The sequence below is a fragment of the Vogesella indigofera genome (genome assembly GCF_003633895.1).
GTDB lineage: Bacteria > Pseudomonadota > Gammaproteobacteria > Burkholderiales > Chromobacteriaceae > Vogesella > Vogesella indigofera.
Window position 1 is genome coordinate 143,512 of sequence record NZ_RBID01000011.1, and the last position, 14,738, is coordinate 158,249.

15 protein-coding genes are annotated in these 14,738 nt (G+C 67.7%); 9 read left to right on the forward strand and 6 right to left on the reverse strand.

Going from position 1 to position 14,738, the window contains the following annotated elements:
- Positions 1–300: 300 nt before the first annotated feature.
- Positions 301–1,392: a methyl-accepting chemotaxis protein gene (locus tag C8E02_RS17715; protein WP_082133658.1), complete on the forward strand. Its 1,092-nt coding sequence runs from the start codon at positions 301–303 to the stop codon at positions 1,390–1,392.
- A gap of 107 nt (positions 1,393–1,499) precedes the next feature.
- On the opposite strand, the gene C8E02_RS02990 is transcribed toward C8E02_RS17715, so the two are convergent.
- The 4 genes from C8E02_RS02990 to C8E02_RS03005 form a co-directional block, all read right to left on the reverse strand.
- Positions 1,500–3,041, reverse strand: coding sequence for a DHA2 family efflux MFS transporter permease subunit (locus C8E02_RS02990; RefSeq protein WP_120809589.1), 1,542 nt, complete (start codon positions 3,039–3,041; stop codon positions 1,500–1,502).
- 12 nt (positions 3,042–3,053) lie between these two features.
- Complete coding sequence (locus tag C8E02_RS02995; RefSeq protein ID WP_120809590.1) at positions 3,054–4,250, reverse strand: HlyD/EmrA/EmrK family protein; 1,197 nt, start codon at positions 4,248–4,250, stop codon at positions 3,054–3,056.
- Between the two features lie 19 nt (positions 4,251–4,269).
- Complete coding sequence (locus C8E02_RS03000) at positions 4,270–5,676, reverse strand: efflux transporter outer membrane subunit (protein ID WP_120809591.1); 1,407 nt, start codon at positions 5,674–5,676, stop codon at positions 4,270–4,272.
- Between the two features lie 122 nt (positions 5,677–5,798).
- Positions 5,799–6,308 carry a MarR family transcriptional regulator gene (locus C8E02_RS03005; RefSeq protein WP_120809592.1) on the reverse strand — a complete coding sequence of 170 codons (510 nt, stop codon included), beginning with the start codon at positions 6,306–6,308 and terminating at the stop codon, positions 5,799–5,801.
- 163 nt (positions 6,309–6,471) lie between these two features.
- On the opposite strand from C8E02_RS03005, the gene C8E02_RS03010 reads away from it, so the two are divergent.
- Genes C8E02_RS03010 through C8E02_RS03020 form a run of 3 tightly spaced genes read left to right on the forward strand, consistent with a single transcriptional unit; the run spans position 6,472 to position 8,355 of the window.
- Positions 6,472–6,909 carry a hemerythrin domain-containing protein gene (locus C8E02_RS03010; RefSeq protein WP_120809593.1) on the forward strand — a complete coding sequence of 146 codons (438 nt, stop codon included), beginning with the start codon at positions 6,472–6,474 and terminating at the stop codon, positions 6,907–6,909.
- A complete protein-coding gene (locus C8E02_RS03015) occupies positions 6,896–7,111 on the forward strand; it encodes a DUF2249 domain-containing protein (protein WP_170152084.1) in 216 nt (71 codons plus the stop codon). The genes C8E02_RS03010 and C8E02_RS03015 overlap by 14 nt, the downstream gene beginning before the upstream one ends.
- An 8-nt stretch (positions 7,112–7,119) precedes the next feature.
- Positions 7,120–8,355 (forward strand): hypothetical protein, encoded by a 1,236-nt coding sequence (locus C8E02_RS03020; protein WP_147424419.1) that lies wholly within the window; start codon positions 7,120–7,122, stop codon positions 8,353–8,355.
- Positions 8,356–8,531: 176 nt separating this feature from the next.
- Here the strand turns inward: C8E02_RS03020 and cobA are convergent, their stop codons facing one another.
- On the reverse strand, positions 8,532–9,326 hold the full coding sequence (gene cobA / locus C8E02_RS03025) for a uroporphyrinogen-III C-methyltransferase (RefSeq protein WP_120809596.1): 795 nt from the start codon (positions 9,324–9,326) through the stop codon (positions 8,532–8,534).
- Positions 9,327–9,488: 162 nt separating this feature from the next.
- Here cobA and C8E02_RS03030 point away from each other — a divergent pair, with 162 nt between their 5' ends.
- The 3 genes from C8E02_RS03030 to C8E02_RS03040 all read left to right on the forward strand — a co-directional run bounded on the left by C8E02_RS03030 (position 9,489) and on the right by C8E02_RS03040 (position 12,057).
- Entirely contained in the window at positions 9,489–9,914 is a 426-nt protein-coding gene (locus C8E02_RS03030; RefSeq protein ID WP_047967298.1) for a c-type cytochrome, read from the forward strand.
- Positions 9,915–9,955: 41 nt separating this feature from the next.
- Positions 9,956–11,410 carry a cbb3-type cytochrome c oxidase subunit I gene (locus tag C8E02_RS03035; RefSeq protein ID WP_245961051.1) on the forward strand — a complete coding sequence of 485 codons (1,455 nt, stop codon included), beginning with the start codon at positions 9,956–9,958 and terminating at the stop codon, positions 11,408–11,410.
- A gap of 62 nt (positions 11,411–11,472) precedes the next feature.
- Complete coding sequence (locus C8E02_RS03040; RefSeq protein ID WP_120809597.1) at positions 11,473–12,057, forward strand: cytochrome c oxidase subunit 3; 585 nt, start codon at positions 11,473–11,475, stop codon at positions 12,055–12,057.
- Positions 12,058–12,063: 6 nt separating this feature from the next.
- Here C8E02_RS03040 and C8E02_RS03045 read toward each other — a convergent pair whose 3' ends face one another.
- A complete protein-coding gene (locus tag C8E02_RS03045) occupies positions 12,064–12,984 on the reverse strand; it encodes a LysR substrate-binding domain-containing protein (RefSeq protein ID WP_120809598.1) in 921 nt (306 codons plus the stop codon).
- Between the two features lie 150 nt (positions 12,985–13,134).
- Between C8E02_RS03045 and yfcF the strand changes: the two genes are divergently transcribed.
- Positions 13,135–13,764: a glutathione transferase gene (gene yfcF, locus C8E02_RS03050; RefSeq protein WP_120809599.1), complete on the forward strand. Its 630-nt coding sequence runs from the start codon at positions 13,135–13,137 to the stop codon at positions 13,762–13,764.
- A gap of 77 nt (positions 13,765–13,841) precedes the next feature.
- Entirely contained in the window at positions 13,842–14,708 is an 867-nt protein-coding gene (locus C8E02_RS03055) for an AraC family transcriptional regulator (protein ID WP_120809600.1), read from the forward strand.
- Positions 14,709–14,738 lie beyond the last annotated feature (30 nt).

Consider the following 14,738-nt stretch of genomic DNA (forward strand, 5'->3'; position numbering starts at 1 on the left):
ACCCCGCGCTTAACATGGCGCGCCAGGCGCACCATTGCGGTGCTTCTGCCTTGCACTATTCGTGCCAGTGACAAGCGGCAGCGATAACAAGCACTTGCCGCCGCCGGCCATCGCAAAACCGAACCACTGCCGCGGCAGCATCCGGAAATCCGTACGCCATGCCGTCCGGAAAGCCATCGTCAAGCCGGCGGCCAGGCGGTAATATTCACGGGTTGGCCAGCCGCAGGGCTGGCCGATGACCTGTCGTCACACCATTGCGGCGAGTTTGCGCCGCATCCGGGACTTGGAGATAACATAAACATGTTTGGCAACAGCAAGAAAAAGATCGCCGCACTGGAAGAACGCCTCGCCACCCTGGATCAGGAGCGCGCGACACTGCAGCAGCAACTGGAGCAGGCGCGCCAAGCGCTGGGCAACTGCGAACAACTGAGCCGCGAAAACGAGCTCGCCCAGCAAAAGCGCCACAGCTACCGCCAGCCGTTCGGGCAGTTCTGTGACGGTGTCGCGCAGCTGCGCGGCAGCTTCAGCAAGCTGGCCGAGGACATGGAAGGCTGCTTCAGCCTGGCCACCGACACCGCGGCCGGCCTCGACCACACGCGCAACGTGGTCGACACCCTCGCCAACAGCTTCAGCGACATCGCCAACGCGCAGCAGCTGACCGCGCGGCAGATGGACACCCTCAACAGCAAGACCGGCGAAATCCGCCAGTTCGTGCAGCTGATCAAGGACGTGGCCGACCAGACCAACCTGCTGGCGCTGAATGCGGCGATCGAGGCGGCGCGCGCCGGCGAGCAGGGCCGCGGCTTTGCCGTGGTGGCCGACGAAGTGCGCAAGCTGGCGGAGCGCACCTCGCAGGCGACCAACGAAATCGCCAGCCTGGTGGGCGACGTGGAGAAGGCGTCCAGCGACACCAAGCAGCAGGTCAGCGAGGCGGCGGAGCAGGCGGAGAAGTATCGCCACACCGGCGAGGAAATCGCGGTGGCGATCAAGAAACTGGTCGACGGTAGCGAGCAGATGGCGAAGGCAATCACCGCCGGCACCAACGCCAGCTTCATGGAAGTGGTGAAGCTGGATCACGTCGTCTACAAGATGGAGATCTACAAGGCTTTCATCGGCTACCACACTCTGGACGCCGGCCAGCTGTCCGGTCACACCCACTGCCGTCTCGGCAAGTGGTACTACGAGGGCCGCGGCCATCAGCAATGCCGCGACCAGACCAGCTACGGCCAGCTGGAAGCGCCGCACGCACGGGTGCACGAAAGCGGCAAGGCGGCACTGCAGGCGTTCTACGCCGCCGACTACAGCGCGGCATCGCAGGCGCTGGCGACCATGGAACAGTCGTCCGAAGAGGTGATGGGCCTGCTGGACCGGCTGGTGCACCTCAGCCACTAAGCGCCGCTAAGCCATAGCTGGGCAGTCAGGCAAACAGGGCATGGTGATCACCATGCCCTGTTTGCATTGGTGTTGCCGGTCGTGCTTGCGGCCAACCTTGATGCCGCTCAGTGGCCGGCGTCGACCACCACCACCCCGGCCGCCGCTTTCGGCGGCCGCGACAGCCAGACCAGCCCGGTCAGCAGCAGGAACAGCACCGTGGCCAGCCAGAACACCTCGTTGGCACCGAGGAACAGCCCCTGGCGGCTGATGTCACCCGCGATCACCGCCGCCGCCTGCTCGGCGCTCAGCCCGGCCTGCTGCATCGCCGCCAGCGTGTCGCGGGTGGCGCCGTCATACAGGCTGACGTGTTCGGTCAGCTGGGTATGGTGCAAGCCTTCGCGGTGCTCCCACTGCCAGGTGGTCAGCGAGGCGCCGATGGAGCCGGCCAGCGTGCGCATGAAGTTGGACAGGCTGGAGGCGCTGGCCAGCTGTTGTGGCTTCATGTTGGACAGGGTGATGGTGGTCAGCGGCATGAAGAAGCCGGCGATGGCAAAACCCTGCACGAACTGCGGCCACGCCACGCTGGCAAAATCCATCGCCGGATTGAAGGTGCTGTAGCGCCAGTAGAAACACGCGGCAAACATCAGGAAGCTGAAGGTCACCACCCAGCGCATGTCCAGCCGATGCGCGTTCTTGCCGATGATGGGTGACAGCAGTACCGGCAGGATGCCGATCGGTGCGGTGGCGAGGCCGGCCTCGGTGGCGGTGTAGCCCATCTGCGTCTGCATCAGCAGCGGCATCAGCACGATGGCGCCGAAGTACAGCATGAAGCCGACGCTGACCGAGATCACCCCGACGCTGAAGTTGCGGTCGCGGAACAGCGACAGGTCGATCACCGGATGCTGGTCGGTGAGCTCCCACACCACCAGGTAGGACAGCGCCAGCAGCGCGATGATGCCGTACAGCACGATCTCGCCGGAGTGGAACCAGTCCAGCTCCTTGCCGCGGTCGAGCATCATCTGCAGGCAGCCGACGCCGAGCACCAGCAGGATCAGCCCCACCTTGTCGATCGGCAGCTGCAGGATGGTGGTTTCGCGATGGCGCAGCTCGCGCCAGGCCAGCGCGGCGGCGGCGGCGCCGATCGGGATGTTGATGTAGAAGATCCAGCTCCAGTGCCAGTTGTCCGACAGCCAGCCGCCGAGGATGGGGCCGAAGATCGGCGCCACGATGATGGTCATCGTCCACAGCGCCATGGCGATGGCGCGCTTGTCCGGCGGATAGCTCTGCAGCAGCAGGCTTTGCGACAGCGGGATCATCGGCCCCGCCAGCAGGCCCTGCAGCACGCGGAACAGGATCAGCAATTCCAGGCTCGGCGCCAGGCCGCACAGCCACGAGCTGATCACGAAGCCGATGGTGGCCAGCAGGAACAGGCGCACCTCGCCGACGCGCTTGGCCAGCCAGCCGGTGATCGGCACCGAGATGGCATTGGCGACACCGAAGGAGGTGATCACCCAGGTGCCCTGGCTGGTGGACGCGCCCAGATCACCGGCGATGGTGGGAATCGCCACGTTGGCGATGGTGGTGTCCAGCACCTGCATGAAGGTGGCCAGCGACAGCGCCAGGGTGACCAGCGTGCGCGAGCGTCCTTCCAGTGGGGGATGCGACATGATCACGCTCCCTTAGCGGCCAAGGTTGGCAGCAATGATTTTGGCCACCGCCTGGTCGGCCTGCGCCAGCTGGCGCTCGAACACGCTGGTGCTCAGCGCCGGATTGCGGCGGGCCGCGGTCAGCAGCGGGCCGTCCTGCTGGCTGGTGTCGACGCTGACCGACATCGACAGGCCGAGGCGCAGCGGGTGCTGCTGCAGCTCCTGCTGCTGCAGCGCGATGCGTACCGGCACACGCTGTACCACCTTGATCCAGTTGCCGGTGGCGTTCTGTGCCGGCAGCAACGAGAACACGCTGCCGGTGCCGGCGGCGAGGCCGGCGACCGTGCCGTGATAGGTGACGTCGTCGCCGTACAGGTCGGCGTGCAGCTCGACCGGCTGGCCGATGCGCAGCTCGCGCAGCTGGCCTTCCTTGAAGTTGGCATCGACCCAGGCACTGTCCAGCGCCGCCACCGCCAGCAGCGGGGTGCCGGGCTGGATGCGGGCGCCCGGCTGCGCGCTGCGGCGCGCGATCTGGCCGGCGACCGGCGCGCGGATCTCGGTGCGTGCCAGTGCGAGGTAGCTCTCGCGCAGCGCGGCGGCGGCGCGTGCCACCGCCGGTTGTTGCTCGGCGCTGTCGCTGAGCACCAGCGCGCGGCTGGCCTGCTGTTCTTCCTCGCCGACCTTCAGCGCGGCGCGGGCGGCGGTCAGCGCGATGCGGGCGCTGTTGGCCGCATCGCGGGCGTGCTGCAGTTCTTCACCGGCGATGGCCTGATCGCGGGCGGCGGCCTCGCGGCGCGCCAGATCGCCGCTGGCGCGGGCGACGTCGGCCTCGGCACGGGCGACATCGGCTGCGCGCTGCGCCACCAGCGCGTCTGACTTGCCGCTGACCGAGATCAGCTGCCGCGTCTGGCGCACCGCCTGCGCCAGTTCGGCCTCGGCGCGGGCGTAAGCCAGCTGTGCGTCGTTGCGGTCCAGTGTCAGCAACAGGTCGCCGGCCTTCACGCTCTGGGTGTCGTCGGCGTGGATGGCGACGATGCTGCCGGCCACTTGCGACGATACCGGGATCAGATTGCCGGCGACGTAGGCGTCGTCGGTGGCCTGGTGGTGGCGCAGCGCAAGGAACCAGTAAGCACCGGCGGCGAGGCCGGCGATGGCCAGCGCCACGCTCAGGCGGGTGAGGGCGGTGCGGCGGGCGGTATTGGGGGCGGTAGTCGGGGTGGTGTTGTCCATTATCTTCTTGCTCCGGAATTCAGCGGGTGGCCGCCGGGGCGGTGCCCAGCGTGCGGATCAGGGCGGCCTGGCTATGCAGGCGCTGGGTATGCAGTTCGAGCGCGGCGAGTCGGGCCTGGGTCAGCTGGCGCTGCTCCGCCAGCAGGCTGGCGGGGGTGGCCAGACCGGCGCTGGCACGGCTTTGCACTTTGGCGACGCTGTCGCGGCGGGCGAGCAGCGCCTGCTGCTTGGCGGCCTCGGCCTGGCGCAGTCGTGCTAGCTGACTGCTGTGATCGGCGGTGTCGCGGATCGCGTTCAGCAGCGTCTGGTTGTAGCTGGCGATGGCGGCTTCCAGCTCGGCGCTGCGGCTGTCGAGGCGCGCGTTCAGTTCGCCGTTGCTGAACAGCGGCAGTGTCAGCGCCGGCGCCAGTCGCAGCACGCGTGCGCCGGGGCTGAACAGGTCGCCCAGCTCTTGCGCCGACAGCCCGGCCATCAGGTTGAGGCGGACATCGGGATAGAAGTCGGCATGCGCCGCGGCGACGTTGCCGCGACTGGCCTCCACCCGTTCCCGCGCCGCCTGCACGTCGGCGCGCAGGCCCAGCTGGCTGCTGTGTAGCGGTGCGGTGTCCAGCGTCCACTGCGGCAGCGCGGCGGCGGGCAGCGCGTCGATGGCGGCCTGCGGCTGGGCGCTGAGCGCGGCGAGGGCGTGGGCGGCGGCGCTGCTGCGCTGCTCGCCGCGCAGCAGGCGCTCGTCGCTGTCGGCCAGCTGGGCGCGTGCCTGCAGCACCTCGTCCGGCTGCGCCAGGCCGTGCTTGACGCGCTGTTCGGCGTTTTGCAGCAGGCTGGCGGCCTGCTGCCGGTCTTGCTGCAGCAGCGTCAGGGCGGCCTGCGCGCCGCGCCATTCCAGATAGCTGCCGACCAGCGCGTAGGCCACGCTCTGGCGCGCGTCGCTGGCTTCCAGCTCGGCGGCGCGGGCCTGGCCACGGGCGGCGGCGAGCTGGGCGCGGGTCTTGCCCCAGAAGTCGAAGCGGTAGCTGAAATCGGCGGATACGGTCTGCAGCGTGGTCCACTGGCCGAGCATCGCCGGGGGCAGCGCGTCGAACTCCGAGGTGCGCGCGCGGCTGGCGCCGAGGTTGCCGTTGACCTTCAGACCGTCGTTGCTGGCGACGCTGGCAATGCCGGCGCGCGCGGCACGCAGGCGGGCGTCGGCGGCGTCCAGTCCCGGGTTGCTGCGCAGCGCCTGCGCCAGCAGCTGCTCAAGGCTGGCGTCGTTCAGCGCGCGCCACCAGTCGGCGGCAAAGGGGGTGGCGGCTTCGCTGACCGCCAGCGCGGCCGGGGTCAGCGGCTGGCTTTGCAGCGGGGCCACCGCCGGGGTGGCGCAGCCGGACACAGCCAGCAGTGCCAGCAAGGCGCTGACGGGCAGTAACGTGGTGTTGTAGTTTCTCATTTGATTGTCACCTGCGTGACTACTTGTGTCGAAAAAAACCGCCGGAGGCGGGTGGGAATGGCTGGCGGCAATGCCGTGAGGCTTGCGGCCAACCTTGCTGATTCGGGTGACGGAGCTGGTACTCAGCCGCCGAGCTGCTGCATCAGCTTGCGCAGCAGCGCTTCCAGCTGTGCACGCTCTTCGCCACTGAACACAGCCCACAGCTCGCGCACCTGCTGCCGCTGCTCCGGCATCACCTGTTCGATGAAGGCGAGGCCGCTGTCGGTCAGCTCCAGATAGGTGCGGCGGCGGTCGACGCTGCAGGGCTGGCGCCGGATCAGGCCGCGGTTCACCAGGTCGTCCACCACCCGGGTGGCATTGGTGCGCGAAAACGCCAGCGCATCGGACAGCTCGGACGGCATCAACCGTTCTTCCGGTCGTGCGTACAGCACCATCAGCGCCATCCAGGTGGTCTCGTTCATGTCGTGCACCGCCAGCGACTGGTTGAAGTAACCCAGCAACAGCGGCTGGATGTGCAGCAGCAGACGGGTGAGGGTCACTTCCTCGCGCGGGCTGCCGGGCAGGCGGCGGGCGATGGTGTCGATGGCGTGTTCGGTGGCCGCAAAGCTGTGGCCGCAGGCAGGTGCTTTCATGGGATAATAGTAACGCACGTTACTATTTATTTCAAGACGGAATTCAGCTCGCGGTGCCGGCAGTGTTCTGAGGCGGCCGACAGGGCGCGGGTTTCTTGATCGGCATCATTCAGCCGTGTGCTGCGCCGCGGCAATACTGTCGGCAACACCCCACCGGAGCCTGATGATGAACCTGACAACCCACCTGAGCGCGGTGCACCGCCACTGCGACGACTCATTTGCCGCGCTGGAGCAGGCGGTGCGCCAGCAGGACTGGGCCGGCGCCGATGCGCTGTGCGCCAGCTTTTGCGAGGAAATGGCGCAGCACTTTGCCGACGAGGAAAACCGGCTGTTCCAGGCGCTGGAAGCGGCCACCGGCATGCGCGGCGGGCCGACCGCGGTGATGCGCTACGAGCACGAACAGATGCGCGAGCTGATGGAAGACCTCAACCGCGATCTGTTGCAGCGCGACGCCCGCGGCGTGGCCGCCACCTGCGACACCTTGCTGGTACTGATGCAGCAGCACAATATGAAGGAGGAAAATATCCTCTACCCAATGTGCGACAGCCGGATTCCGGATGCCGCCGCCCTGTTGCAGGAGCTACGCCATGTCACCCCGTGATTTGCGCGGCCTGGTGCCGCCGGAACCGATGGAAATCATCCTCGACGACGTCGACAACGGCAGCAGCGGCCAGCAGCTGGCCTATGTGCTGCCACACTTCCCCGGGCCGCTGATCCCGTTGCTGCAGCAGCGCAAGGTCAGCTTTGACAGTGAAATGCTGCCGGACATGAGCGGGGTGGTGCTGAAGCTGGTGCTGCCCTGATGCAGGCCATGCCCAGTTTTGACCGCGCACCGCCGCTTTCGCTGCCGGTGCGTTATTTTTTGGCGGCGGCGTTCTGGCTGCTGCCGCTGGCGGCCAGCTTGCTGCGGACCGACAACGACTATCCGTCGCTGAGCCTGCTGCTGCCGCTGCACCTGCTGGCGCTGGGCGTGCTCGGCAACGCCATGCTGGGCGCCTTGCTGCAGATGGTGGCGGTGGTGTCCGGCGTGCCTTGCCTGCGGCCAACGTGGTGGCGGCTGGGGGTGTGGAGCCTGTGGCAGCTGGCCACCGCCAGCCTGTGCTGGGGCTTTTACCGGGCGCTGGCGCCGCCGTGGCTGCAGCTGGCCAGCGTGCTGTTTGCGCTGCTGGCCGCCGCGCTGTCTGGCCTGTTGTACGGGCTGTGGCGCAGCCCGGCGGCGGACGGCAGTAGCCGCGGTCTGCGCCTGGCCCTCTGCCTCTTGCTGCTGACCCTGTTGCTGGGCCTGTCGATGCTGGCGGTGCTGGGCTGGGGCCTGCCGTGGCCGTTGCTGAGCCTGTTGCCGCTGCACCGGCTGGCGGCGCAGGGCTGGGTGTTGCTGCTGGTGATGGCGGTGGCGCAGGTGATCGCGCCGATGTTTCTGCTGACGCCGGCCTATCCCGGCTGGTGGCAGCGCCACGGCGCCACGCTGTGGCTGCTGGCCTTGCTGGCCGGCGCGGGCGGTTTGCTGTGGCAGCCGCAGTGGTCGTGGTGGTGGCTGGCGTGGCTGCCGCTGGCGCTGTTTGCCGTGCTCAGCCTGCGGCTGCTGCGCGCCAGCCGGCGGCCGCAGGAGTGGCTGCTGCCGTACTGGTGGCTGGCGTTTTCGCTCTTGGCCTTGCTGGCGGCACTGCTGCCGCTGCTGGCGTGGCAGGGCAGTGCGCCGTGGCTGGCGCGCGCGCTGGCGTGGTGTCTGCTTGGCGGCTTCGCGCTGACACTGGTGGTTGGCATGCTGTACCGCATCGTGCCCTTCCTGCTGTGGCTGCACCTGAAGAATGCCGCGCCGCCGCGCCATCGCGTGCCGGCGCTGCACGCCTTCGTGCCGGAAACCGCCGCGCGGCACAGCTGGCGCGCGCTGTTGCTGTTGCAGCCGCTGGCGGCGCTGTGGGTGTGGCAACCGCAGCTGGGCTGGCCGCTGGCGCTGGCGCTGCTCGGCCTGCTGGCGCTGCTGCTGTGGCATTTCATCGCGGCGGCACGGCAGTACCGCGCCGCCCGTCGCGCCTTGCCGTCTTAGAACCTGTTCGCGATCTCCTGTTCGCGATCTCCTGTTCGCGATCTGGCGCGACTTGATCTGGATGGCGTGGTACGGCGTTGAAAACGGCTGGGGATGCTTGTTTATCCCTGGATAAACAAGCATCCCCAGCCGTTTCGCCTTGTCTCGCGTGAGCACGCGAGATCGTGAGCAGGCTCTCAGCCGGCCAGTGCCTGAGCCAGCGTCGCCTGCAGTCTGGCCTGCAGCCGGACCACCTCGCCGATGATCAGTAGTGCTGGCGGCTTGACCGCGTGCTGCTGCACACAGGCGCCGAGGCTGGCCAGCTCGCAGCACAGCACCCGCTGCTGCGCGGTGGTGGCGTTCTCGATGATGGCCACCGGCGTGGCGGCGGCGCGGCCGGCGGCCTGCAGCTGCTCGGCGATGTTGGCCGCCTCGCCCAGCCCCATGTACACCACCAGCGTTTCCTCGGCGCCGGTGTGGCTGGTCCACGCCAGTGCGCTCTGTCCCTCGCGGCGATGACCGGTGACGAAGCTGACGCCCTGCGCGTAGTCGCGGTGCGTCAGCGGAATGCCGGCCGCCGCCGCCGCGCCCATCGCCGCGCTGATGCCGGGGATCACCTCGCAGGCGATGCCGGCTGCGGCCAACGTTTCCAGCTCCTCACCGCCGCGCCCGAACAGGAACGGGTCGCCGCCTTTCAGCCGCACCACGCGCAGTCCTTGCCGCGCCTTGTCCACGATCAGCTGGTTGATGTCCTGTTGCGGCAGGGTGTGGCGGCTGGCGCGCTTGCCGACGCAGATCTGCTCGGCGCGGCGATTGACCAGCGCCAGCACCGCGTCGGACACCAGCAGGTCGTACAGCACCACGTCGGCCTCGCTGAGGCGGCGCAGCGCCTTCAGCGTCAGCAGGTCCGGGTCGCCGGGGCCGGCACCGACCAGGCTGACCTGGCCGTGGCGCAGCGGGTAGGGATGGGGGAAGGAGGCAGGGGCGTTCATTGCTGTTCCAGTCTGGCCGGCGGCCGCTAAAGGGATGACGCCAGTGTAGGAAGGAGGGTGGCCGGGAATCGTTGATTCGCATCAATGCTATCGGGATGGGTGGAAACGTACAGTTCGCCCTGACACGCCGGGTTCCCGGTGACGCAAGAAAAGGAGGACGCGATGAGCGCCAGTTTTACCAAATCGACCGCGCGCAACATCTTTTACGGTGGCGCGGTGTTTTTCTTCCTGCTGTTCGTGGCGCTGACACTGGATACGGTGCAGGCGCTGCCCAAGCGCGACAACCGCGCCAACCTGACCGAACAGGTCGCCCGCGGCAAGAAGCTGTGGGAGGTCAACAACTGCATCGGCTGTCACACGCTGCTGGGCGAGGGCGCCTATTTCGCGCCGGAGCTGGGCAACGTCTACCAGCGTCGTGGCCCGGAATTCATCAAGGCCTGGATCAAGGCGCAGCCGACCGGCGCGCCGGGACGCCGCCAGATGCCGAACTTCCATCTCAACGATGCGGAACTCGACGACCTGGTGGCCTTCCTGAAGTACAGCTCGGAAATCAACACCAATAACTGGCCGCCGAATATCGAAGGCTGATGCCTGTCGATCCCGGTAATTCATCATCCAAGGAGAACCAGATGACTTCCTCCGCAATGGCCACCGCGCGCGCTGCCAGCGTCTCGGCGGCGGCCAATGACCCGCTCACCAATGTCCAGCTCAAGTACCGCTCGCAAGCGGTGGCCAAGCCGTACTTTGTCGCCGCGATCGGCCTGTTTGTCGGCCAGATCCTGTTCGGCCTGATCATGGGCCTGCAGTACGTGATCGGCGATTTCCTGTTCCCGGAAATCCCGTTCAACGTGGCACGCATGGTGCACACCAACCTGCTGATCGTGTGGCTGCTGTTCGGCTTCATGGGCGCCGGCTATTTCCTGATTCCGGAAGAATCGGAACGCGAGCTGCACAGCCCGAAACTGGCCATCATCACCTTCTGGGTGTTCCTGGTGGCGGGGGCGCTGACCATTGTCGGCTATCTGGCGGTGCCGTACGCCACGCTGGCCAAGATCACCGGCAACGACTTGTTGCCGACCATGGGGCGCGAGTTCCTGGAGCAGCCGACCATTACCAAGATCGGCATCGTACTGGTGGCGCTGTCCTTCCTGTTCAACCTGAGCATGACCGTGCTCAAGGGCCGCAAGACCAGCATCAGCATGGTGATGATGCTGGGCCTGTGGGGGCTGGCGATCTTCTTCCTGTTCTCGTTCTACAACCCGGACAACCTGGTGCTGGACAAGTACTTCTGGTGGTGGGTGGTGCACCTGTGGGTGGAAGGGGTATGGGAACTGATCATGGGCGCGATGCTGGCCTTCGTGCTGGTGAAAGTGACCGGTATTGACCGCGAAATCATCGAGAAGTGGCTGTACGTGATCATCGCCATGACGCTGATCTCCGGCATCATCGGCACCGGTCACCACTACTTCTGGATCGGGGCGCCGGCGTACTGGCAGGTGTGGGGTTCGGTGTTCTCCGCGCTGGAGCCGATTCCGTTCTTCATGATGACGCTGTTCGCCTTCAACGTGGTCAACAAGCGCCGTCGCGAGCATCCGAACAAGGCCGCGGTACTGTGGGCACTGGGCACCGGCGTGATGGCCTTCCTCGGCGCCGGCGTGTGGGGCTTCCTGCACACCCTGGCTCCGGTCAACTACCTGACCCACGGCACGCAGATCACCGCCAGCCACGGCCACATGGCATTCTACGGCGCCTACGCCATGGTGGTGATGACCATGATTTCCTACACCATGCCGCTGATGCGTGGCCGCGAGGCCAACAGCAATGCCGCGCAAGTGGTGGAGATGTGGTCGTTCTGGCTGATGACGGTAGCGATGGTGTTCATCACCCTGTTCCTGACCGCCGCCGGCATCCTGCAGGTGTGGATGCAGCGCATGGGTGACACTCCGCTGTCGTTCATGGCCACCCAGGACAAGATCGCCTTCTTCTACTGGCTGCGCGAGCTGTCCGGCGTGGTGTTCTTCATCGGCCTGCTGCTGTACATCGTCAGCTTCTTTATCCGCGGCAACGAGCGCGCCAGCGCCTGATCCCGCCGCATCCGGCAACACGGGCGCCCCTTGCGGGCGCCTTTTTCACGACGGAGCCTGCCATGAACACAGCCGCACCCGGTCTTGTCGCCCCGCCACGCGTGCCCGGCGACCTGGCGATGTGGTTCTTCATCCTCGCCGAGCTGGCGGTGTTCGGCATCTTCTTTGCCGTCTACGGCGTGGCGCGGCAGCGCGATGCGGCGCTGTTTGCCGCCGGTCAGGCGCAGCTGCTGCTGTGGCCGGCGCTGCTCAACACCCTGTTGCTGATCGCCGGCAGCGCCACGGTGGCGGCGGCGGTGCGCGCCTTTGCGGCCAACCTTGTCGCGAGCGGCCGCCGCTACCTGCTGGCCACGCTGCTGCTGGGTGGCGGCTTTGTGGCAATCAAGGGCTGGGAGTTCGCCGGCAAGTTCGCCGCCGGTATCACTCTGTCCAGCAACGACTTCTGGATGTTCTACCTGTCGCTGACCTTCTTCCACTTTCTGCACGTGATCCTCGGCCTGGTGATCGTGGCCGCGGTGTATGTCCATGCCCGCCGTGGCGCCTACGATGCGGCCAAGCACGACGGCGTGGAAACCGCCGCCGCCTACTGGCACATGGTCGATCTGGTGTGGGTGGTGCTGTTCGCGCTGGTGTACGTGGCGCGCTGACCAGGCTCAGCCGCCGGGAGCGGTGTCGTGCAGCGGCGGCGGCTGCAAGGCGGCGAGATAGTCGGCGGTTTCCGCGTTGATCCAGCTGCGGAAATCCTGTTGCTTGGCGGCGGCGCTCTCGCGCTGCGGCCATACCAGCCAGTGCGGCGACAGGTGCGGCACGCGGAGATCGGTCAGCTGCACCAGCTCGCCGCGCTGCAGCGCGCCGGCCACCAGGCTGCGCCGCAGCAGCGCCACGCCCAGTCCCTGCTGTACCGCCGCCAGCACCAGATTGCTGTCGTTGATCCACAGCGCGGCGTGCGCCGGCTCCGCCACCCCGGCGGCGCTGCACCAGCCTAGCCAGGATTCCACCGTGCGCACCACCGGGCAGGCCACCACCTCGGCGGCGGTGCGCGGCAGCTGGCCGCCGTTGAAGTGCGGTGCCGCCACCGCCAGCAGCTCGTCGTCGAACAGCCGTTGCTGCTGCACGCCCTCCCAGCCGCCACGCCCCATGCGGATGCCGATATCGACCAGCCCCTGTTGCAGGTCCTGGATGTCGAGGCTGGCGCGCAGCGTGACGCGATAGTGCGGATGGCGGGCGTAGAAGCGTGGCAACCGCGGCAGCAGCCAGTGCTGGCCGAAGGACGGCAGTACCGCGATCACCAGCTCGTCGCCGCGCGGCCTGGCGCGCACCAGCCGGGTGGCCTCGCTCAATTCGCCCAGCGCCACGCGCACCTGCAGCGCGTACAGGCGGCCATCCTCGCTCGGCTGCAGGCCGCGGCCCTCGCGCAGGAACAGCACGCTACCAAGCTGTTCTTCCAGCAGCCGGATCTGCTGGCTGACGGCGGAGTGGGTGACATTGAGCTCGGCGGCGGCGAGGCTGACGCTGCCCAGTCGCGCCACCGCCTCGAAACTGCGCAGCGCCGCTAACGGTGGTAGGTTTTTCATGTAAGAAAATCTAACAGAAAACCCAAATAAATATCGATTTTCGCGTGCGGAAATGGCATTTATAGTGCTTTCTTCAATGCCAGTCGGCGGCACGTAATGCAGTAACGCTTACATGTGTGCCGTCCGGCCCCACGCCAGGAAAGGAAGAAGATGTCGTCGCCAGCCGTGTTCACCCTCTATGCCGATAGCCGTTTCACCAGCCCCTACGCGATGTCGGTGTTTGTCACCCTGACCGAAAAAGGGCTGCCCTTCACGCTGCAGACGGTGGATCTGGAGGCCGGCGCCAACCGGCAGCCGGCCTACGCCGCGCTGTCGCTGTCGCAGCGGGTGCCGTTGCTGCTCGACGGCGACTTCCGCCTTGCCGAATCGTCGGCGATCAGCGAATACCTGGAGCAGCAATACCCGACGCCGGCGGTGTATCCGGCCGAAGTGCGGCAGCGTGCGCTGGCGCGGCAGGTGCAGGCGTGGTTGCGCAGCGACCTGCTGCCGCTGCGGGCGCAGCGCAGCACCGAGGTGGTGTTCTGCCGGCCGGTCGATTGCCCGCTGGATGCCGCCGGGCAGCAGGCGGCCGACAAGTTGTTCGCCGCCGCCAGCCAGCTGCTGGCCCACGGTGGTGAGCACCTGTTCGGCGACTGGTGCATCGCCGACACCGACCTCGCGCTGATGCTGCAGCGGCTGCTGCAGAACGGCGACGCGGTGCCGCCGCGGCTGGCCGATTACGCGCGGCGGCAGTGGCAGCGGCCGTCGCTGCAGGGCTGGCTGCAGCTGCCGCGCGACTGAGCGGCCGCCTTCCGCGATCACGACGCGGGGTGCATACTCTGTGTTTGCCGCCCGTGACCCGACCCGCCATCCCCGCCATGACTGTTGCCGCCGATTCCGCCTCCACCGCCACCCCGCCGCTGCAGCTGGCCGGGGTGCCGGAGGTGTTCGAGCACACCACCGACCGTGCCGAATTCTGCCTGCCGGCGCCGGGGGTGGAGCTGTACCGCGCCCATATCGTGCGCCACGCCTTCGAGCCGCATACCCACCAGGCGTTCGGGCTGGGCGCGATCGAGGCCGGGGTGGAGCGCTTTCGCTACGGTGGCGGCGAGCACCTGGCGCCGCCCGGTTCCATCGTGCTGATGAACCCGGACGAGCTGCACACCGGCCGCGCCGAGACCGCGCACGGCTGGCGCTACCGCATGCTGTATCTCGATCCGGCGGTGCTGGCGCGGGTCAGCGGCGAGGACGGCTGGTGGTTCGACGAGGCGGTGCGCCACGATGTCGCCAGCGCGCAGCGCGTCAGCCAGCTGCTGGCCGCGCTGTGGCAGGCGCACGAGCCGCTGGCCTTCGACAGCCTGCTGTTCCGGCTGCTGGCCGAGTTCCGCCGCCATGCGCGGGTGCCGCAGCCTGCGCCTGCCGAGGCGGCGCACCGTTTCGCGCCGGTGCTGGACTACCTGCGCGCCAACCTCGCCGAAAAACTGACGCTGCCGCAGCTGGCGGTGGTGGCCGGCCTCAGTCCCTTCCATTTCCTGCGCCGTTTCCAGGCGCAATACCACGTCACGCCGCAGCAGATGCTGATGGCGCTGCGCCTGTTCGAGGCCAAGCAGCTGCTGGCGGCCGGCGTCGCGCCGGCGCAGGTGGCCGCCGCCACCGGCCTTGCCGACCAGGCGCACCTGACGCGCGCCTTCGTGCGCCGCTACGGCGTGACCCCGGCGCGCTACCAGAAGCAGGTACGCGCCTAGGACGCGATGCCAGGTGCTGCAGCGGCTTGA

What these genes read in the sequence shown, in the direction of transcription:
- C8E02_RS17715 (WP_082133658.1), top strand. Translation starts at nt 301, where the DNA reads ATGTTTGGCAACAGCAAGAAAAAGATCGCCGCACTGGAAGAACGCCTC.
- C8E02_RS02990 (WP_120809589.1), bottom strand. Translation starts at nt 3,041, where the DNA reads ATGTCGCATCCCCCACTGGAAGGACGCTCGCGCACGCTGGTCACCCTG.
- C8E02_RS02995 (WP_120809590.1), bottom strand. Translation starts at nt 4,250, where the DNA reads ATGGACAACACCACCCCGACTACCGCCCCCAATACCGCCCGCCGCACC.
- C8E02_RS03000 (WP_120809591.1), bottom strand. Translation starts at nt 5,676, where the DNA reads ATGAGAAACTACAACACCACGTTACTGCCCGTCAGCGCCTTGCTGGCA.
- C8E02_RS03005 (WP_120809592.1), bottom strand. Translation starts at nt 6,308, where the DNA reads ATGAAAGCACCTGCCTGCGGCCACAGCTTTGCGGCCACCGAACACGCC.
- C8E02_RS03010 (WP_120809593.1), top strand. Translation starts at nt 6,472, where the DNA reads ATGATGAACCTGACAACCCACCTGAGCGCGGTGCACCGCCACTGCGAC.
- C8E02_RS03015 (WP_170152084.1), top strand. Translation starts at nt 6,896, where the DNA reads ATGTCACCCCGTGATTTGCGCGGCCTGGTGCCGCCGGAACCGATGGAA.
- C8E02_RS03020 (WP_147424419.1), top strand. Translation starts at nt 7,120, where the DNA reads ATGCCCAGTTTTGACCGCGCACCGCCGCTTTCGCTGCCGGTGCGTTAT.
- cobA (WP_120809596.1), bottom strand. Translation starts at nt 9,326, where the DNA reads ATGAACGCCCCTGCCTCCTTCCCCCATCCCTACCCGCTGCGCCACGGC.
- C8E02_RS03030 (WP_047967298.1), top strand. Translation starts at nt 9,489, where the DNA reads ATGAGCGCCAGTTTTACCAAATCGACCGCGCGCAACATCTTTTACGGT.
- C8E02_RS03035 (WP_245961051.1), top strand. Translation starts at nt 9,956, where the DNA reads ATGACTTCCTCCGCAATGGCCACCGCGCGCGCTGCCAGCGTCTCGGCG.
- C8E02_RS03040 (WP_120809597.1), top strand. Translation starts at nt 11,473, where the DNA reads ATGAACACAGCCGCACCCGGTCTTGTCGCCCCGCCACGCGTGCCCGGC.
- C8E02_RS03045 (WP_120809598.1), bottom strand. Translation starts at nt 12,984, where the DNA reads ATGAAAAACCTACCACCGTTAGCGGCGCTGCGCAGTTTCGAGGCGGTG.
- yfcF (WP_120809599.1), top strand. Translation starts at nt 13,135, where the DNA reads ATGTCGTCGCCAGCCGTGTTCACCCTCTATGCCGATAGCCGTTTCACC.
- C8E02_RS03055 (WP_120809600.1), top strand. Translation starts at nt 13,842, where the DNA reads ATGACTGTTGCCGCCGATTCCGCCTCCACCGCCACCCCGCCGCTGCAG.